At 65.9% G+C, this 17,506-nt stretch carries 18 protein-coding genes; 10 read left to right on the forward strand and 8 right to left on the reverse strand.

Features of this window, described 5'->3' with window-relative positions; all coding sequences use genetic code 11:
• Positions 1 to 51: 51 nt before the first annotated feature.
• The 3 genes from RID11_RS13280 to RID11_RS13290 are packed head-to-tail and all read right to left on the reverse strand — an operon-like array spanning position 52 to position 1,459.
• Positions 52 to 375 carry a DUF6525 family protein gene (locus RID11_RS13280; protein WP_350139937.1) on the reverse strand — a complete coding sequence of 108 codons (324 nt, stop codon included), beginning with the start codon at positions 373 to 375 and terminating at the stop codon, positions 52 to 54.
• Positions 372 to 1,007, reverse strand: a complete 636-nt coding sequence (locus RID11_RS13285) for a DUF1826 domain-containing protein (protein ID WP_350139939.1) — start codon at positions 1,005 to 1,007, stop codon at positions 372 to 374. The genes RID11_RS13280 and RID11_RS13285 overlap by 4 nt, the downstream gene beginning before the upstream one ends.
• On the reverse strand, positions 1,004 to 1,459 hold the full coding sequence (locus tag RID11_RS13290; RefSeq protein WP_350139941.1) for a GTP-binding protein: 456 nt from the start codon (positions 1,457 to 1,459) through the stop codon (positions 1,004 to 1,006). The genes RID11_RS13285 and RID11_RS13290 overlap by 4 nt, the downstream gene beginning before the upstream one ends.
• A gap of 127 nt (positions 1,460 to 1,586) precedes the next feature.
• Between RID11_RS13290 and RID11_RS13295 the strand changes: the two genes are divergently transcribed.
• Genes RID11_RS13295 through cobD form a run of 3 tightly spaced genes read left to right on the forward strand, consistent with a single transcriptional unit; the run spans position 1,587 to position 4,321 of the window.
• On the forward strand, positions 1,587 to 2,402 hold the full coding sequence (locus tag RID11_RS13295; RefSeq protein ID WP_350139943.1) for a propanediol utilization protein: 816 nt from the start codon (positions 1,587 to 1,589) through the stop codon (positions 2,400 to 2,402).
• Positions 2,399 to 3,337, forward strand: coding sequence for an adenosylcobinamide-phosphate synthase CbiB (gene cbiB / locus RID11_RS13300; RefSeq protein WP_350139945.1), 939 nt, complete (start codon positions 2,399 to 2,401; stop codon positions 3,335 to 3,337). The genes RID11_RS13295 and cbiB overlap by 4 nt, the downstream gene beginning before the upstream one ends.
• 6 nt (positions 3,338 to 3,343) lie before the next feature.
• Positions 3,344 to 4,321, forward strand: a complete 978-nt coding sequence (cobD, locus tag RID11_RS13305; protein ID WP_350139947.1) for a threonine-phosphate decarboxylase CobD — start codon at positions 3,344 to 3,346, stop codon at positions 4,319 to 4,321.
• Between the two features lie 247 nt (positions 4,322 to 4,568).
• On the opposite strand, the gene RID11_RS13310 is transcribed toward cobD, so the two are convergent.
• Together RID11_RS13310 and RID11_RS13315 are read right to left on the reverse strand one after the other, a co-directional pair.
• Positions 4,569 to 5,333 carry a beta-keto acid cleavage family enzyme gene (locus RID11_RS13310; RefSeq protein WP_350139949.1) on the reverse strand — a complete coding sequence of 255 codons (765 nt, stop codon included), beginning with the start codon at positions 5,331 to 5,333 and terminating at the stop codon, positions 4,569 to 4,571.
• Positions 5,330 to 6,652: an aspartate aminotransferase family protein gene (locus RID11_RS13315; protein ID WP_350139951.1), complete on the reverse strand. Its 1,323-nt coding sequence runs from the start codon at positions 6,650 to 6,652 to the stop codon at positions 5,330 to 5,332. Before RID11_RS13315 ends, RID11_RS13310 begins: the two co-directional genes overlap by 4 nt.
• Positions 6,653 to 6,763: 111 nt before the next feature.
• On the opposite strand from RID11_RS13315, the gene RID11_RS13320 reads away from it, so the two are divergent.
• The 4 genes from RID11_RS13320 to RID11_RS13335 all read left to right on the forward strand — a co-directional run bounded on the left by RID11_RS13320 (position 6,764) and on the right by RID11_RS13335 (position 11,801).
• A complete protein-coding gene (locus tag RID11_RS13320) occupies positions 6,764 to 7,627 on the forward strand; it encodes a MurR/RpiR family transcriptional regulator (RefSeq protein WP_350139953.1) in 864 nt (287 codons plus the stop codon).
• Positions 7,628 to 7,663: 36 nt separating this feature from the next.
• A complete protein-coding gene (locus RID11_RS13325) occupies positions 7,664 to 8,632 on the forward strand; it encodes a TAXI family TRAP transporter solute-binding subunit (protein ID WP_350139955.1) in 969 nt (322 codons plus the stop codon).
• 116 nt (positions 8,633 to 8,748) lie between these two features.
• Positions 8,749 to 11,373: a TRAP transporter permease gene (locus RID11_RS13330; RefSeq protein ID WP_350139957.1), complete on the forward strand. Its 2,625-nt coding sequence runs from the start codon at positions 8,749 to 8,751 to the stop codon at positions 11,371 to 11,373.
• Positions 11,370 to 11,801 carry a universal stress protein gene (locus RID11_RS13335; RefSeq protein ID WP_350139959.1) on the forward strand — a complete coding sequence of 144 codons (432 nt, stop codon included), beginning with the start codon at positions 11,370 to 11,372 and terminating at the stop codon, positions 11,799 to 11,801. The genes RID11_RS13330 and RID11_RS13335 overlap by 4 nt, the downstream gene beginning before the upstream one ends.
• A gap of 149 nt (positions 11,802 to 11,950) precedes the next feature.
• Here RID11_RS13335 and RID11_RS13340 read toward each other — a convergent pair whose 3' ends face one another.
• Positions 11,951 to 12,604, reverse strand: coding sequence for a peroxiredoxin (locus tag RID11_RS13340; protein WP_350139961.1), 654 nt, complete (start codon positions 12,602 to 12,604; stop codon positions 11,951 to 11,953).
• 136 nt (positions 12,605 to 12,740) lie between these two features.
• Here RID11_RS13340 and RID11_RS13345 point away from each other — a divergent pair, with 136 nt between their 5' ends.
• Positions 12,741 to 14,183, forward strand: a complete 1,443-nt coding sequence (locus RID11_RS13345; RefSeq protein ID WP_350139963.1) for an aldehyde dehydrogenase family protein — start codon at positions 12,741 to 12,743, stop codon at positions 14,181 to 14,183.
• 4 nt (positions 14,184 to 14,187) lie between these two features.
• Positions 14,188 to 14,943 (forward strand): glycosyltransferase family 25 protein, encoded by a 756-nt coding sequence (locus RID11_RS13350; protein ID WP_350139965.1) that lies wholly within the window; start codon positions 14,188 to 14,190, stop codon positions 14,941 to 14,943.
• Between the two features lie 66 nt (positions 14,944 to 15,009).
• Here RID11_RS13350 and RID11_RS13355 read toward each other — a convergent pair whose 3' ends face one another.
• Positions 15,010 to 15,654 (reverse strand): RluA family pseudouridine synthase, encoded by a 645-nt coding sequence (locus RID11_RS13355; protein ID WP_350139967.1) that lies wholly within the window; start codon positions 15,652 to 15,654, stop codon positions 15,010 to 15,012.
• A gap of 44 nt (positions 15,655 to 15,698) precedes the next feature.
• Entirely contained in the window at positions 15,699 to 16,355 is a 657-nt protein-coding gene (locus RID11_RS13360) for a GntR family transcriptional regulator (RefSeq protein ID WP_350139969.1), read from the reverse strand.
• 141 nt (positions 16,356 to 16,496) lie between these two features.
• Here RID11_RS13360 and dctP point away from each other — a divergent pair, with 141 nt between their 5' ends.
• The gene (gene dctP / locus RID11_RS13365) at positions 16,497 to 17,480 is read left to right on the forward strand and encodes a TRAP transporter substrate-binding protein DctP (protein ID WP_350139971.1); all 984 of its coding nucleotides are present in this window, start codon (positions 16,497 to 16,499) and stop codon (positions 17,478 to 17,480) included.
• Positions 17,481 to 17,506 lie beyond the last annotated feature (26 nt).

Consider the following 17,506-nt stretch of genomic DNA (forward strand, 5'->3'; position numbering starts at 1 on the left):
GGGGTAAATATAACCAATATTCCGGTTATGTCGAGTCTTTTTCGCGGCCGCTTATCCACATCCGGGGCAGGGACGCTCCGCGCTCGGTGATCTTTCGCCCAGTCCCGCCGGATGCGCATTGCCCCAGACCCGCGCCGCATCCCGCGCGATCAGCCGCGCCTCGATCGCGTTCAGCGCCTCCAACGCGTGCGCCGCATCGCCGCTTTGACGCAGGGCACGCTGATAGGCGCGCAAGACCGAGCGCGGTCCCCAGGGCAGGCAGGCCCGCGCCAGCCAGGCCCGCAGCGCGGGCGGCAGCCGGTCGAACTCGCGCATCGGATCGAGGCTCCGACGACGTTGGCGCAGGCTTGTCCGCCCTGTATTCCTGCCGCTCATATCGCCTCCTCCGGATCGTCTACCGGATCGAGCACCAGCAAAAGCCGCGTCTCGCCGCTCCCCTCGATGGGCGGCGACCGATGCAACAGCCCCGATGGCGGATCACCCGGCCACAGAGTGCCGCGCAGCACCAGCGGCGCGCCGGTCGGCGTGGTGAACACCCGGCGCGGCACATCGCCATCCACGCTGATCCCGTATTGCGTGCCGGTGCCGCGATAGGTGCAGATCAGCCGCGCAGGGACTGCGTCGATATGGAACCGGCGGCAGGCATCGGTCTCGATCACGTCGAGCCGCAGCCGCAGGAACCGCGCCCGCATCAGCCCGGCAAAGTGATCCGCCAGCATGCCGATATCCTCGACCAGCCAGTTGCGCGCCACGCCCTCGCCCAATCCCGCCATATCGCAGGCGGCGCGCGCGGCATCCCGCACCATGTCGGGCCGCAGGATCACCCGCAGGCGCGGCAGCCTCGCGGGGGCAAGGCCGTCGATCCATGCCTGCCAGTCCGGATCGACCCGCCGCCGCCACAGCGCCGCTGCCACCCCCGGTCGCGCGATCACGTCGAGGTCGTCGGCACGGTCCGCCACCCCCACGCCAATCGTCGCCCCGTGCAGGATCTCACGCGCCAGCGTCATGCCGCCGCCTCTGCCCGCCGCCAGCGCGGGAACGGATCGGGCAAATCCTCCGCCCCTTCATCCTGCATCAGCGCGGTGTCCAACCTGCCGCGCAGCGCGGCCCAGTCGATGCCCGCCCCGACGAATACGATCTCCTGTCGCCGGTCGCCCCACGGCTCCTGCCAATGCGCGCGCAGATAGTCCTGCGCCTGCGCGTGATCCGGCCAGCGCTCGCGCAGGGTGCAGGAGATGCAGCCATTCGACATTTCGACCAGCGTCTCGTCGGTGCGGCTCAGTTCGGTTTCGGCACGCACAAGATCGGCGTCGATATTCACCTCGGACATGTCATTGACGATCACCGCCACCCGGCGGCCCTCGCGGTTGTTCAGCACACGGTTGAGCAATGTCGTCTTGCCCGCCCCGAGAAATCCGGACAGGACGGTGACGGGCAGGCGTGGATCGGTTACGGCCATGGGGCACCTCGTAGATCAAGCTGTGTAATGTTATTACATTGCCATCAATGGACGTCAAACCGAAATCTCCCGCGCCCGCTCGACTTTTCACGCGGCGCATGACACATCGGCGCAGGCCAAACAGCAGATGAGAGACCCCGCCGCCATGCCCTGCACCCCCGTCACCGTGCCCGGTCATTTCGGCGAATGGATTCAAGGACGGCTTGGCCCCGATGGCCCGGTCGCGCTGATCACGCTGGCCTGCCCGGCTCTCTCAGTGCGCGCACCGGGGACGGGTCTGCGCCTGCCCGCGCTCTTCGACGCCGCACGGCTCGATGCCTTCGCCGCCGCGCTCGGGCTCGATACCCCCGACTGGCCCGCGCTCGACTGTGACATGCCGCTTGGCGCGGGGGCAGGGGCCTCCACCGCCTGTCTCGTGGCCTCGGCCCGTGCTCTCGGCCATTCCGGTGAACCGGATGCCTTGGCCCGCGCCTGTCTCGCGGTCGAAGGCGCAAGCGATCCCCTGATGCATACACATCCCGACCGCCTGCTCTGGGCCTCGCGCCGGGCCGAGGTGCTGCGCGATTTGCCAAGCCTTCCCGAGGCCGAGATCGTCGGCGGGCTCTGGGGCGCGGCAGAGCGCACCGATCCGGGCGATGAGGATTTTCCCGACATCGCCGATCTGGTGGCGTTCTGGTCCGGGGCTGCCGCGCGCGGCGATCTCGCGGCCCTCGCCGGCATCGCCACCGAATCCGCGCGCCGCTGCACCGTCCATCGCGGCCCTGCCGACCCGATCCCCGATCTGGCGCGTGATCTGGGTGCCCTGGGAATTGCCCGCGCGCATACCGGCCCCGCCCGCGCGCTGATCTTTGCCCCCGGAACCGAGCCCGATGGGGCCGGAGCCGCGCTGCAAGAGGCCGGTCTGCGCGACGTCCTGCGCTTTCGCACCGGGGGTGCTGCATGAGCTTCGCGGCGATGATGCTGGCCGGTCTTGCGCTCGACCTCCTCCTGGGCTGGCCGGACCGTCTTTATGCCCGGATCGGCCACCCGGTGACATGGCTCGGCCGCCTGATCGCGGCGCTTGAGGCGCGGTTCAACACTGGCACGCATCGCATACGCTTGCGTATGGGCGCACTCACCACCCTGATCACCATCGCCGCCGCCACGCTTCCAGCCGCGATGCTACAGGCGATGCTCCCCAATGGTCCGCTCGGCTGGCTGATCGGCGGGCTTCTAGCCTGGCCGCTCATTGCACTGCGGTCAATGCGCGATCACGTCGCCGCCGTCGCCAAACCGCTGGTCAGCGGCGATCTGGAGGCCGCGCGCCGCGCCGTGGCGATGATCGTGGGCCGCGACCCGGCCATGCTCGACACCGCAGGCGTCGCCCGTGCGGGCATCGAAAGCCTCGCCGAGAATACCGGAGACGGCATCGTCGCACCGATCTTCTGGGGGGCTGTTCTGGGCCTGCCGGGCATCGCTGCTTACAAGGCGATCAACACGCTTGACTCGATGATCGGCCACCGCAATGACCGCTACGAGGCGTTCGGCAAGGTTGCCGCGCGGCTCGATGATCTGGCCAACCTGATCCCGGCGCGGCTGACGGGGCTGCTCTTTGCCCTCGCCACCCCACGCCATGCCCTGCGCGCGCTGCGCATCATGGCCCGCGACGCCCGCCACCACCGCTCGCCCAATGCCGGCTGGCCCGAGGCCGCGATGGCCGGTGCGCTCGGCATCCGCCTCTCGGGGCCGCGCATCTATGGCACCCATGCGAGCGACGAGCCCTGGCTCAACCCCGGTGCGCCCGACCCGCAGGCGGCTGACATGCACCGCGCGCTGTCGCTCTATGCCCGCGCCATGACGCTCATGGCGCTTGCGCTTCTGGGGCTTTGGCTGGTCTAAGGCGGCATGGATAAAACGCCTCGTGATCACGGCGGCAATCTCGATGCCGCGATGCACCGGTTCGGCGGTGACAGGGCGCAATGGATCGACCTGTCGACGGGCATCAACCCCGTGCCCTACCCCATGCCGCAGCTCTCCCGGCATGCGGTGGCCGAGTTACCCACCACATCCGACATGGCCGCCCTGCGCGAGGCCGCCGCCGCCTGCTATCGCACGCGCGCCCATGTCACCCCGCTCGCCGGTGCGCAGGCGGCTATTCAGGCGGTGCCGCATCTGGCCGTGCCGGGCCTCGCGCGGGTGCTCTCGCCGACCTATAACGAACATGCCGCCGCCCTGCGCGCCCGAGGCTGGACGGTCGAGGATGTGCCAGAGATCGACGCCCTCGCCGGGGCCGAGTGCGCCATTGTCGTCAACCCCAACAATCCCGACGGTGCGCGCCACGATCCCGCCCGCCTTGCCGCCCTCGCGGCGCATGTCGGGCTGCTGGTGGTGGACGAAAGCTTTGCCGATCCCGAGACCGACTTGTCGCTTGCCCCGCACCTGCATTCGGGGCCGGAGAATATCCTTATCCTGCGCTCCTTCGGCAAGTTCTACGGGCTCGCCGGGCTGCGCCTCGGCTTTGCGCTTTCATCCGGCGGCATCGCCCGCACCCTCGCCGACATGGCCGGGCCCTGGCCCGTCTCCGGCCCCGCGATCGAGGTGGCGCTGCGGGCGCTGACGGACACCGCGTGGCAGGCAGAGACCACTGCCCGCCTCACCCGCGACGTGGCTCGGCTCGATACGCTCGGCCTCCGCGCGGGCTGGTCACTGGTGGGGGGCACGCCGCTTTTCCGCACCTACGCCACGCCCGATGCGGCGGCCGCACAAGAGCACCTCGCGCGGCACCAGATCTGGTCGCGCATCTTCCCTTATTCGCCGCATTGGATCCGCCTCGGCCTCGCCGGGACAGCGGCGGAGTGGTCGCGTCTCGAAACGGCGCTGTGAGGGGCGATTCTGGCCTGAAGCTGCCGTTGCCGCATCCCGCGCGAAACGCACCGAAGGTGCCGCGCGATCGCCGGGCCGGCCCGCGGCCTGGCGATTTGAGGGGTGGCGCAACGTGTTGAGTTTAGAATGATTTGGCTGGGATAAAGTGCCCGCCACGACCGCTGCATCGCCAGTCCCCGGCCCTGCGATCACGCGGCACCTTCTGGCGGGGTGCGATGTCCGCTCAAGGCCATTAGCCCATCCACCCCTATTCCAGACCACACGCCTCCACCACCTCCCGCACCCGCTCGGCATTGTCGCGCGCGATCCGGCCATCCGCGTGCCACAGGCTGTTCTCGAACCCGACGCGCAGCTTGCCGCCCGCCGTATGTGCCGCACGCAGGCAGTCGGTCTCGGCCCGGCCAAAGGCACAGAGCGCCCAGTCGGCGTGTGCCTCCCGCGCCGCCAGCCGCTCTACGAACGGTTCAAGATCACGCGCATCGCTTTCCTGCCCGTCGCTGTAGCGTCCCAGCACGAAGATCATTTGCAGCCCCGTCGCATCGCGCAGACCTTCGGGCACCATGCGCGCCAGCAGATCGAAATCGCCTGCGTCATACAGGATATGCTGTACCGCGATGCCACGCTCGGCGCAGGCGGCGTAGAACCCCGGCGCCTCCGCCTCCTCCGCCGCCATCTCGCGCAAGGCGACCGACACCAGATCCGCCCCCGAGCCAAGCGCCACCGCCCGCTGAACGGGCGGCGCATAGGCCCCCGCCGCCTCGGTCGTCACCTGCACCGCCATCTCCGGCACCGCGCGGCGCAACTCCGCCAAGGCCTCGCGATAGGCCCCGGCATCGAGCAGATGCCGACCCTCTGCGTCGCGCAGATGCAAATGCAGCCCGTCCGCCCCCGCGTCAAAACACACCCGCGCGGTCTCCACGATCTCAGGCAGGGTCACGGGTAGCGCGGGGTGATCCGCCTTGCCGCGCCGCGCGCCGTTGGGCGCGACCATCAGCCGGGGCAGCGCCCTCATGCCAGCGCCACATCAAGCGCACTGGCCAGCTTGTCGACCAACTCTCCCACCTGATCCTCGGTCAGGATAAACGGCGGGGCGAGCAGCACATGATCGCCCCGCCGCCCGTCAATCGTGCCGCCCATCGGGTAGCAGATCAGCCCCGCGTCGAACGCCGCCGCCTTGATCTTCTTGTTGATGCCGCGCGCGGGATCAAAGGGGGTCTTGCTCTCGCGATCTTCGACCAGTTCCAGCCCGCGAAACATGCCGCGCCCGCGAATGTCGCCGATATGAGGATGCTGGCCGAATCGCGCCGTGAGCGCCTCACCCAGCACCTCGCCCATCCGCGCCGCGCGCTCGGTCATCCCGCCATCCGTCAGCTTGCTCACCACCACATCGGCGGCGGCACAGGCGATGGGATGGCCGATATAGGTATGGCCATGCTGGAAAAACCCCGATCCGCCCTCGATGGCGGCGTAAATCTCGCCCGAGCACAGCATCGCGCCGATCGGTTGATAGCCCGCGCCCAGCCCCTTGGCGATGGTCACGATATCGGGGCGCACGCCGTCCTGCTCGCAGGCAAAGAGCGTGCCGGTGCGCCCCATCCCACACATCACCTCATCAAGAATGAGCAGGATACCATGCCGGTCGCAAATCTCGCGGATGCGCTTGAAGTATCCCGGCACGGATGGCACCGCGCCCAGCGTCGCGCCCACCACCGGCTCGGCGACAAAGCCGATGACGTTTTCGGGCCCGATGCGGTGCAATTCCGCCTCAAGCTCATCGGCCACGCGCAGGCCATAGGCCTCAGGCGTCTCGCCTGCCTCACGCCCGCGATATTCATAACAGGGCGCGATATGCGAGGTCTCGACCATCAGCGGCGCAAACGGCTCGCGCCGCCAGGCATTGCCGCCGGTGCCGAGCGCGCCCAAGGTGTTGCCGTGATAGCTCTGCCGCCGGGCGATGAACCGGGTGCGCGACGGCTCGCCTTTCTCCAGGAAATACTGCCGCGCGAGTTTCAGCGCCGCCTCCACCGCCTCGGACCCGCCCGAGACGAAATAGACCCGCTCGATCCCCTCCGGCGCATGGGCGATCAGCCGGTCGGCCAGCCGTTCGGCAGGCTCCGACGTGAAGAACCCGGTATGGGCAAAGGCGATTCGGTCGGCCTGATCCTTGATCGCCTGCGTCACGTCCGGGTCGGAGTGCCCAAGGCACGACACCGCCGCCCCGCCAGAGCCGTCGAGATACCGCTTGCCGGTCTCGTCGATGATATAAGCGCCGTCACCGCGTGCCGCGCGGGGCGGGCGGGCCTTGGTGTGGCGGGGAAAGACATGGGTCATGGCGCGCATCCTTGCTGTTCGCCCGACTGAAACAAATGAATCACCTGTTGACAAGCTGTGAAACAGATGGAACCACTTGTTTCAAAAAATACAACGTCAGGGAGTGCCGGTTTGAACAGTTCGTTCGAACACAGACTGTCGCAGAATTTCGACGGCCTCAGCGACAAGCTGCGGCAGGCCGGGGAATATGTGGCGGCGCACCCTGTCGATACCGCGACCCGGTCCTTGCGCGCCGTGGCGCAGGATAGCGGACTGGCCCCGGCCACGTTTTCAAGGCTGGCGCGAGCCATCGGCTACCAGAGCTTCGAGGGCCTGCGCGAGGCGATGCGCGAAAAGATCGGCCAGCGTGTCAACAGTTTCGCCGACCGCGCCGCGCGGCTTCAGAACGCCCATGAGGCGGGCGAGAGCGGCTTTTTCGAGGCCCATGTCGGGGCCTGCCAGAACAACCTCCAGACCCTTCTGCGCGACATGGACCAGGATCTGCTCGAAGCGGCGGTCGATCGCCTGCAAGCGGCACGCAACGTGCTCTTGCTGGGCGCGCTCGGCTCCACCGGTGTGGTGGAATACCTCGCCTATATGGCACATTTCTGCACCGGCAACTGGTCCATGGCCAGCCGCATGGGCGCCTCGCTCGGTGCCGGGCTCGCCGATCTCGATGCGCGCGACGCGCTCATCGTCGTCACCAAGCCGCCGTTTTCCACCCGCTCCATCGAGGCCGCGCAACTGGCGGCGGGGCAGGGGGCCTACGTGGTGGTGATCACCGACAGCCACCGCTGTCCGGCGCTGCGCCATGCCTCTGCGGGTTTCGTGGTGCCGACCGACAGCCCGCATTTCTATTCGTCCTATGTGACCACGATGGTTCTCGTCGAGGCCATGATCGGCATAATGGTCAGCCGCGCTGGCCCCGCCGCCCATCAGCGGATCGCACGGGTCGAAGAAAGCAGCCGCCGCCTCGGAGAGGTCTGGGACGGCTGAACCCTAACCACCAAACATCAAGCAAGGGAGATCATGATGTTTTCAAAGTTCAAATTCACTGTCGCGGGGGCCGCATTGGCAACCCTGATGGCCCCGGCGGCGATGGCCGAGGAGTTCATCACCATCGGCACCGGCGGCGTCACCGGCGTGTACTACCCGACCGGCGGCGCGATCTGCCGCCTCGTGAACAAGGGCCGCAAGGATCACGGCATCCGCTGCTCGGTCGAATCCACTGGCGGGTCGATCTACAACATCAAGACCATCCGCGCGGGCGAGCTCGAGTTCGGCGTCGCGCAATCCGACTGGCAGTATCACGCCTATAACGGCACGTCGCGCTTTGAAGAGGATGGCGCGTTCGAAGGCCTGCGCGCGGTGTTCTCGGTCCACCCAGAGCCCTTCACCGTCGTGGCCCGCGCCGACGCCGGCATCACCAGCTTCGATGACCTCAAGGGCAAGCGCGTCAATATCGGCAACCCCGGCTCCGGTCAGCGCGGCACGATGGAAGTGCTGATGGAGGCCAAGGGCTGGAGCACTGACGATTTTGCGCTCGCCACCGAGCTCAAGGCCGCCGAGCAGTCCGCAGCACTCTGCGACAACCAGATCGACGCGATGGTCTACACCGTCGGCCACCCCTCGGGCTCGATTCAGGAGGCAACGACTGCCTGTGACAGCGTGCTCGTCACCGTCGCAGGTGACGCGGTCGAGGGCCTCGTGAACGACAACCCCTATTACCGCACTGCCACCATCCCCGGCGGCATGTATCGTGGCAATGACGAGGACACCCAGACCTTCGGCGTCGGCGCCACCTTCGTCAGCTCTGACGCGGTCAGCGAGGATGCGGTCTATACGGTTGTGAAAGCAGTCTTCGAAAACTTCGACGACTTCCGCGGCCTGCACCCCGCCTTCGCCAATCTCGACCCGCAGGAAATGGCGACCGCCGGTCTTTCGGCACCGCTGCATGCGGGCGCGGCGAAGTATTACAAGGAACAGGGCTGGGTCGAATAACGACTCCGAACCTCAGGCAGGGGCGGCACGCCGCCCTTGCCATCCCCTTATGGTTTATTTCAAAGTGATCATAACAGATCGCGGGTTGATCGCGGCGCTTCAGGGAGACGGGACATATGGCCGATGACGCGAAGGGCAAGGGCCCGCTCAGCGAGGACGAACTTCAGGACATGGTCGCCTCCAACGACGGCGGCGCGCGCAATCCGACAGGCGCCGTGGCGCTGTTGCTCGCGGTCGTGGCGGTGGTCTGGTCGCTTTACCAGGTGCTTCTCGCCTCGCCGCTCGCCAATTACGTCCTGCCCGGCGACCTGATCAACAATTCCCGCCAGATCCACCTCGCCTTCGCGATTTTTCTGGCCTTCATGGCCTATCCGATGCTGAAATCAAGCCCCCGCACCTATGTGCCGATCTATGATTGGGTGCTGGCTCTCGCGGGGACGTTCTTCGCGCTCTACGGCTATTTCTTCTACGAAAAGATCGTCAACAATGGCGGTCTTGCCGACCATACCGACAAATGGGCAGCACTCGCGGGCCTCATCATCCTCTTCGAGGGCGCGCGCCGCGCGCTCGGCCCGGCGATGGCGATCATCGCCACGATCTTCCTATGCTACGTGTTCTTCGGGGCCTCCGACTGGATCCCCGAAGTGATCCGCTGGAAGGGGGCCAGCCTGCAAAAGGCGATGAGCCACATGTGGATCACCTCAGAGGGCGTGTTCGGCATCGCGCTCGGGGTCTCGACCAAGTTCGTCTTTCTCTTCGTCCTGTTCGGCGCGATGCTGGATAAGGCAGGCGCGGGCAATTATTTCATCAAGATGGCGTTCGGTGCGCTCGGCCACCTGCGTGGCGGCCCGGCCAAGGCGGCCGTGGTGGGCTCTGCGGCCACCGGCCTCATTTCCGGCTCGTCCATTGCCAACGTGGTCACAACCGGCACCTTCACCATCCCGCTGATGCGCCGCGTGGGCTTCACGTCGGAAAAGGCCGGCGCGGTCGAGGTGGCATCGTCCGTAAACGGCCAGATCATGCCCCCGGTGATGGGGGCGGCAGCCTTCCTCATGGTGGAATATGTCGGCATATCTTACGTTGAGGTGATCACTCACGCCTTCCTGCCCGCCACGATCAGCTATATCGCGCTGGTCTACATCGTGCATCTCGAGGCGGTGAAACAGAACATGCCCACCTTGGGCGACCGCGTGGTCAGCCTCGGGCGCACCATCGGCGGGATGTTCGTCTTTTTCGCGGGCTTCGCGGGGCTGTGCTACGGGGTGCAATACCCGGTGGGCTGGATCGTCGCCGCGATGCCCGACAATTCCGGGCTGGTCCTCTCGGGGCTTCTGGTCGTGGCCTATCTCGCACTCCTGTGGCTCGCCGCCGGGGTGCCCGATCTGGAGCCGGACGACCCCAACTCCGAGGACGTGCGCCTGCCGGTGGTGGGCGAGATCTACAAGGCCGGGCTCTACTTCCTTCTGCCCATCGTGGTGCTGGTCTACTTCCTGATGATCGAGCAGAAATCGCCCGGCCTCTCGGCCTTCTGGGCGACGTCGCTGCTCTTCGTGATCCTGATCACGCAGCGCCCCCTCAAGGCGATGTTCCGTGGCCAGAGCGACATCGCCAACACCATGCGCGCGGGCCTGCTTGACCTGCTCGACGGGCTGATCGCGGGCGCACGCAACATGATCGGCATCGGCCTTGCCACCGCCACGGCGGGCGTGATCGTCGGTACCGTGACGCTGACCGGTGTGGGGCAGGTGATGGCCGACCTGGTGGAGTTCGTCTCGGGCGGCAACCTCGTGCTGATGCTGGTCTTCGTCGGGATTCTCAGCCTGATCCTTGGGATGGGCCTGCCGACCACGGCCAACTACATCGTGGTGTCGTCGCTGATGGCGGGCGTTGTGGTCGAACTCGGCGCGCAATCGGGGCTGATCGTGCCGCTCATCGCGGTGCATCTCTTCGTGTTCTACTTCGGCATCATGGCCGATGTGACGCCCCCGGTGGGGCTGGCAAGCTTCGCCGCCGCCGCCGTCTCGGGCGGCGACGCGATCCGCACCGGCTTTGCGGCGTTCTTCTACAGCTTGCGCACCGTGGCGCTGCCCTTCGTCTTCATCTTCAACACCAACCTGCTGCTGATCGACGTGACGGTGACCCAAGGGATCATCACCTTCATCGTGGCCACCATCGCGATTCTGGTGTTCACGGCGGGCACGATGGGCTGGTTCCTGACCAAGAACCGCATCTATGAAAGCGTGGCGCTGATCCTGATCGCCTTCGCGCTGTTCCGTCCCGACTATTTCATGAACCGCATCCAGCCGCCCTTCGAGATGGTGGAACCGGCCAACCTCGAACAGGCGCTCGACAACGCAAGCGCCGGTCAGGACCTGCGCATGGTGGTCGCAGGGCCCGATTTCATCAGCGGCGAGCCCAAGGACACCACGCTTGTTCTGACCGCGACCGAGGGCAAGGACGGCGCCGCGCTCCTGCAGGAATATGGCCTCACCCTCATCCCGGAGGGCGATCAGGTGCTGCTCGAGGAACCGATGTTCGGCACGCCCTTCTCCGAGACGATGCAGGGCTATGACTTTTACGGCGACGAGCCGGTCACGATCACCTCGGTCAAGGCCCCGGTCGCGCAATGGCCGCAAGAGCTGATCTTCATCCCCGCGTTCATCCTGCTGGGCCTCGTCGCCCTTCTGCAGCGCGGGCGCATGTCCCGAGAGCCCCAGGCCAAGCAAGGAGTCACCGCATGACCGGTCCTGTTCTCTGCGCCGTCGATGTCAGCAACCCGCATCGTGACGATCATGTGCTGCGCGCCGCCGCCCGGCTCGCGGCGCTCGATGACGCGCAACTCGACGTGATCACCGTGGTCCCCGATTACGGGATGAGCGTGGTCGGCACCTATTTCGAGGAACACCACCACGACAAGGCGGTGGAAGAGGCGCGTCGGCGGCTCAACGACCTTGTGGCCGGGGTGGTCGGCGAAGAGGCCAACGCGCAGGTCCGCCACCTCGTGGTCACCGGCAACGCCTATGACGAGATCCTGCGCGTGGCCGAGGCCGATGGCGCAAGCCTGATCGTGATCGGCGCGCACAAACCCGATTTCCGCGACTACCTGCTCGGCCCCAACGCCGCCCGCGTGGTGCGGCATTCCAAATGCTCGGTCTTCGTGGTCCGCTGAGCGCGCCGGTCAGGGTTGGCGGTCAAGCCGTTTGAAACGGCTTGCCAATCGCTTTGCAAAGCGATTGGGTCCCATCCGCACCGACGCGCGCCAAAGCCGTTTGAAAAACGGCTTCCCAAGCGCTTTTCAAAGCGCTTGGGCGCAGTCCCTCAGCTGGGCAGCTTGGTCTTACGCAGGTAGGGCAGCACCGCGTCATACGCGCCGAATTTCGCCGTCGCATCCGCGTCGCTGACGCTTGGCGGGATGATCACGTCCTGCCCCACCGTCCAGTCGGCCGGGGTCGCCACGCCATGCCCCGCCGTGGTCTGCAGCGCATCGAGCGCGCGCAGCACCTCGCCGAAATTGCGCCCTACCGTCATCGGGTAGGTCATGATCAGCTTGACTTGCTTGTCCGGCCCGATGATGAAGACCGACCGCACCGTCGCACTGTCAGCAGGCGTGCGCCCGTCGGGCAGATAGGCCTCGGCGGGCAGCATGTCGAAGGCCTTGGACAGTTCCAGCCCCTCATCGGCGACGATCGGAAACCGCGGTGCGGCCCCGCCGACCGTCTCGATATCGGCCTTCCACTTGACGTGATCCTCGACCCCGTCGACCGACACGCCCAGCACCTTGCAGCCGCGTTTCTGCCATTCCTCCGCCAGCCGCGCGACCGCGCCGAATTCGGTGGTGCAGACCGGGGTGAAATCCTTGGGATGCGAAAACAGGATGGCCCAGCCGTCGCCGACCCAGTCATGCAGCGAAATCTCTCCCAGATCGGTTGTCACGGTCAGATCGGGGATCGTGTCATTGATGCGCAGGCCCATTTTCTGCCTCCTCCTTGATGTGATGTTTCGGTGAACATACGTGATTTGATCAAATCAGCGCGGACCTAGGATTTCCCGCCTTGCGGGCCGCCCGGCACGCTGACACAGTATCGCCAGATTTACGGAGGTCAATCAGATGATCGAGAAACGACAGTTCTACATCAACGGCACATGGGCCGATCCCATCGCGGGGCGCGAGCATCACGTCATCGACCCCTCGACGGAAGAGCCCTGCGCGGTGATCTCGCTCGGCGGGCAGGCCGATACCGATGCCGCCGTGGCCGCCGCCCGCGCCGCTCTTCCGGGCTGGATGGCCACCCCCGTGGCCGAGCGTATCGCTCATATCGAGAAGATTCTCGAGGTCTACAAGTCCCGGGGCGAGGACATGGCGCAGGCGATCAGCGTCGAGATGGGCGCACCCATCGACATGGCTCGCCAGCAGCAGGTGGGCGCAGGCGTCTGGCACATGACCAACTTCCTCAAGGCCGCGCGCGAGTTCGAATTCGACGCCCCCCTTGGCGATCACGCCCCCAATGACCGCATCATCCACGAGGCGGTCGGCGTCGTCGGCATGATCACGCCGTGGAACTGGCCGATGAACCAGGTCACGCTCAAGGTCATCGCCGGGCTGGTAGCGGGCTGCACCATGGTGCTGAAACCCTCCGAGGAATCGCCGCTCAACGCCGTGGTCTTCGCCGAGATCATCCATGAGGCCGGTCTGCCCAAGGGCGTCTTCAACCTCGTCAACGGCGATGGCGCGGGCGTGGGCAGCCAGCTTTCGGCGCATGAAGATATCGACATGATCAGCTTTACCGGCTCCGCGCGGGCGGGCAAGCTGATCGCGAAATCCGCCGCCGACACGCTCAAGCGAGTGAGCCTCGAATTGGGCGGCAAGGGCGCCAATCTGATCTTTGCCGATGCCGACGAGAAGGCCGTCAAGCGTGGCGTCATCCACTGCATGAACAACACCGGCCAGTCCTGCAACGCGCCGACCCGCATGTTGGTGCAGCGCGATAAATACGACAGCGCCGTGGAAGAGGCGGCCGAGGTCGCCGCCTCGCTCACCGTTGGCCCCGCCAGCGAGGAAGGCCGCCATATCGGCCCGGTGGTCAACGAGGTGCAGTTCAACATGATCCAGGACCTGATCCAGAAAGGCATCGACGAGGGCGCGCGCCTTGTCGCCGGTGGCACCGGACGGCCCGAGGGGTTCAACAAGGGCTTCTACGTGCGCCCAACGGTCTTTGCCGATGTCACCAACGACATGACCATCGCACGCGAGGAAATCTTCGGCCCGGTGTTGTCGATCATCTCGTTCGATACCGAGGAAGACGGGCTCGCGATCGCCAATGACACGCCTTACGGCCTCACCAACTATGTCCAGACCAGTGACGGGGCACGGGCCAACCGGCTCGCCCGCGGGCTGCGCTCCGGCATGGTCGAGATGAACGGCCAGTCGCGCGGCGCGGGCGCACCCTTCGGCGGCATGAAACAGTCGGGCTATGGCCGCGAAGGCGGTGTCTGGGGCATCGAGGATTTCCTCGAGGTCAAGGCGGTCTCGGGCTGGACCCCGGACGCCTGAGCCGGTGGCGGGGCGCGCGTTTGTCCTGCATCTGACGCGCACCACGGCGCGCCGTGACAATGCCCGCGAGGTGGTGGCGGGCTGTGGGATGGAAGGCGAGATCTGGCCCGCCGTCGACGGGGGCGCGCTCTCCTCGACCGATCTCGCCGCTTGCGTGGGCGCGCGGCTTTTCGCGCCCGCCTATCCCTTCGGTCTCAGCGCGGGCGAGATCGGCTGTTTTCTCAGTCACCGCCAGATCTGGGCCGAGATCGTCCGCCGAGATCTCGATTTCGGCCTGATTCTTGAGGATGACGCGGCCCTCGCGCCCGACCCCTATGCGAACGCGCTGCGCCTCGCGCTTGCCAATATCGACATGCTTGGACTGATCCAGTTCCAGACGCGGCCATCTGACGGGGCCGCCACGCTTGTCGACACCGTGGGCCCCTGCGTGCTCAGCGTGCCGCAACAGACCGGGCTGTGCAGCACCGCGCAGATGGTCAGCTGGGACGCGGCCGATCACCTCCTGCGCCTGACCGAGAGTTTCGACCGCCCGGTCGGTACGTTTGTGCAAAGCCATTGGCACACCGGGTTGCGCCCGGCGGCGATCCACCCCTCCGGGGTCAGCGATGTCGCCGATACGCTCGACGACACGACCATGCAGGGCAGGGCGCGCGGCGTGCTGGAAAACCTGCGCCGCGAATGGGCGCGCTATCGCTATCGCGGGGCCGTCACCCGCGCCTCGCGCGAGAGCGGCGCACCGGTGCAGGGCGGGCTGGCGTGATCCGCACGCGACACCGACGTAATACCGACGTAATACCGACGCGATGCAGCCCGCTGATTGACGGTTTCAGAACGGGGCCTTTGCGCGAAATTTCACACCCGCGCCCCCGTCCGGATGGCGCAGGTGCAACTCCTCGGAATGCAGCATCAGGCGCGGATAGTCCCGCGCCGCGCCGCTGGCATAGAGCGGATCACCGAGGATCGGATGCCCTAGGCTGAGCATGTGCACCCGCAACTGATGACTGCGCCCGGTCTTGGGGCTGAGCCGCACGCGGCTCTCGTTCTCGCCCTGCCGCAGCACCCGCCATTCGGTCAATGCCGCACGCCCGGTCTCGTGGCAAACCTTCTGCAAAGGGCGATTGGGCCAGTCCACGGTCAAGGGCAGATCGACCACGCCGGTCTTGGGTGAAAGCAGCCCAAATACCCGTGCGACATAGCTTTTCTTCGCCTGCCGCTTCTCGAATTGCAGGCCCAGATGACGCTGTGCATGGGGGGTGAGCGCAAAGATCATCACACCCGACGTATCGCGGTCGAGCCGGTGCACCAGCAGCGCGGTCGGAAACGCGTCCTGCAGACGGCTCATCAGGCAATCGGCCAGATGCTCGCCCTTGCCCGGCACGCTGAGCAGGCCCGCGGGCTTGTTCACCACGACGATTTCGTGGTCGTGATGCAGGATCTCGAGCGGGTCTGTGGGCGGCGCATAATCGGACATGCGCGCGGCTTACACCACCATGCGGCCAAGGGCCACCGCCGCGCTCACTCCGCCGCGTCGCGCAGGCTCGACATCAACAGGTGGAACTTCTCACCCTGAATCGCCACATGCCCCCGCAACGCCTCCGCCGCCCCTTCCGCCTCGCCCGCGCGCAGGGCCGCGACGATTGCTTCATGCTCGGCCATGGATTGTTGCATCCGTCCCCGCAACCGGAGTTGCAATCGGCGGAACGGCTTGAGTCGCCGGTGCAGTCTCAGCGCTTCATGCTCTAGAAAACCGTTGCCCGCCTGGTGATAGATCACGTGGTGAAACTGCTCGTTCTCGCGGTAATAGCCATCGGTGTCACCTGCCTCGACCGCCGCCGTGCACCGCGCATTTGCCGCGTCAAGATCACGTAGCGCGGGTTCGGAAATGCGCTGTGCCGCAAGCCGTCCGCACACGCCTTCGATCTCGGCCATGGTCTCGAACATCTCCATCAGTTCGACCGGGCCGGGCTGCCGGATGAACACCCCTCGGCGGGGTATCTGCTCGGCCAGGCCCGAGGCCACAAGCCGTCCGAGCGCCTCGCGAATCGGCGTGCGAGACACCTCGAATTGACGGGCAAGGCGGATTTCGTCGAGCCGGTCGCCATCGTTGAACCCGCCGGTAAAGACAAGCTCTTCCAGCGCATCCGCAATGATATCGGCCCGGCGTTGTGACATGCAGAAAACTCTAGGGGGCAAAGACTTTGTGCGCAAGATGAAATTTCTTGTATACAAAAATCTTGACTCTGAACTCAAAACTCCAAAGACTGCACGCATGCTAACGAGCCATCAGGCTCACGGCAGTTATGGGAGGAATACATGAAACACACATTATTCGCGGCCACCGCCGCAAGCGCGCTGCTTCTGGGAGGAATGGCAAACGCCGCCGAACTGCGCCTGTCGCATCAGTGGTCCAACAACGACGTGCGTCACAAGGTGGCGCAAATCGTCGCCGATGAAGTAGCCGCCGCCGATGTCGACCTTGAGATCAAGATTTTCGGCTCCAAGTCGCTGTTCAAACCGCGCGAGCAATACACCCCGCTCAGCCGTGGTCAGCTTGACATGACGGTTCTGCCGCTCAGCTACGCAGGCGGCCAACAACCGGCGTACAACCTCACCCTGATGCCGGGGCTGGTCAAGAACCACGACCACGCCGCGCGCCTGTCCGACAGCCCCTTCATGGAGGCGTTGGAGGCCAAGATGGCCGAGGATGACGTGATGGTGCTGGTGCATGGCTATCTCGCGGGCGGCTTTGCCGGTAAGGAAAAGTGCATCACCAAGCCTGATGACATTCAGGGTCTTCAGACCCGTGCGGCGGGCAAGGCATTCGAGCAGATGCTGGCGGGTGCCGGGGCCTCCATCGCCTCGATGGCGTCGTCGGAAATCTATAATGCCATGCAAACCGGCGTTCTGGATGCGGCCAACACCTCGTCCTCGTCCTTCGTCTCCTACCGGATCTACGAGCAGGTGAGCTGCTACACGCCTGCGGGCGACGTGGCGCTGTGGTTCATGTATCAGCCGCTCCTGATGAACAAGACCACCTTCGAAGGGCTGTCCGAAGACCAGCAGGCCGCGCTGATGGCCGGGGCGGAAAAGGCCGAGGCCTATTACCTTGAAGAGGCCAAGAAGCAGGATGCCAACTCTGTCGAGGTGTACGAGAAGGCGGGTGTCGAGATCGCTCATATGAGCCAGGAAGAGTTCGATGCATGGCGCGCCATCGCCCAGGAAACCTCCTACAAGGCCTTTGTCGAGCAGGTCGCCGACGGGCAGGAATTGCTCGATATGGCGCTCGCCGTCGAGTGACGTGACCCCAGTGCCGCGCCCTATGA

Origin of the sequence: Roseovarius sp. (assembly GCF_040219995.1) — a bacterium.
GTDB lineage: Bacteria > Pseudomonadota > Alphaproteobacteria > Rhodobacterales > Rhodobacteraceae > Roseovarius.

What these genes read in the sequence shown, in the direction of transcription:
- RID11_RS13280 (WP_350139937.1), bottom strand. Translation starts at nt 375, where the DNA reads ATGAGCGGCAGGAATACAGGGCGGACAAGCCTGCGCCAACGTCGTCGG.
- RID11_RS13285 (WP_350139939.1), bottom strand. Translation starts at nt 1,007, where the DNA reads ATGACGCTGGCGCGTGAGATCCTGCACGGGGCGACGATTGGCGTGGGG.
- RID11_RS13290 (WP_350139941.1), bottom strand. Translation starts at nt 1,459, where the DNA reads ATGGCCGTAACCGATCCACGCCTGCCCGTCACCGTCCTGTCCGGATTT.
- RID11_RS13295 (WP_350139943.1), top strand. Translation starts at nt 1,587, where the DNA reads ATGAGAGACCCCGCCGCCATGCCCTGCACCCCCGTCACCGTGCCCGGT.
- cbiB (WP_350139945.1), top strand. Translation starts at nt 2,399, where the DNA reads ATGAGCTTCGCGGCGATGATGCTGGCCGGTCTTGCGCTCGACCTCCTC.
- cobD (WP_350139947.1), top strand. Translation starts at nt 3,344, where the DNA reads ATGGATAAAACGCCTCGTGATCACGGCGGCAATCTCGATGCCGCGATG.
- RID11_RS13310 (WP_350139949.1), bottom strand. Translation starts at nt 5,333, where the DNA reads ATGAGGGCGCTGCCCCGGCTGATGGTCGCGCCCAACGGCGCGCGGCGC.
- RID11_RS13315 (WP_350139951.1), bottom strand. Translation starts at nt 6,652, where the DNA reads ATGACCCATGTCTTTCCCCGCCACACCAAGGCCCGCCCGCCCCGCGCG.
- RID11_RS13325 (WP_350139955.1), top strand. Translation starts at nt 7,664, where the DNA reads ATGTTTTCAAAGTTCAAATTCACTGTCGCGGGGGCCGCATTGGCAACC.
- RID11_RS13330 (WP_350139957.1), top strand. Translation starts at nt 8,749, where the DNA reads ATGGCCGATGACGCGAAGGGCAAGGGCCCGCTCAGCGAGGACGAACTT.
- RID11_RS13335 (WP_350139959.1), top strand. Translation starts at nt 11,370, where the DNA reads ATGACCGGTCCTGTTCTCTGCGCCGTCGATGTCAGCAACCCGCATCGT.
- RID11_RS13340 (WP_350139961.1), bottom strand. Translation starts at nt 12,604, where the DNA reads ATGGGCCTGCGCATCAATGACACGATCCCCGATCTGACCGTGACAACC.
- RID11_RS13345 (WP_350139963.1), top strand. Translation starts at nt 12,741, where the DNA reads ATGATCGAGAAACGACAGTTCTACATCAACGGCACATGGGCCGATCCC.
- RID11_RS13355 (WP_350139967.1), bottom strand. Translation starts at nt 15,654, where the DNA reads ATGTCCGATTATGCGCCGCCCACAGACCCGCTCGAGATCCTGCATCAC.
- RID11_RS13360 (WP_350139969.1), bottom strand. Translation starts at nt 16,355, where the DNA reads ATGTCACAACGCCGGGCCGATATCATTGCGGATGCGCTGGAAGAGCTT.
- dctP (WP_350139971.1), top strand. Translation starts at nt 16,497, where the DNA reads ATGAAACACACATTATTCGCGGCCACCGCCGCAAGCGCGCTGCTTCTG.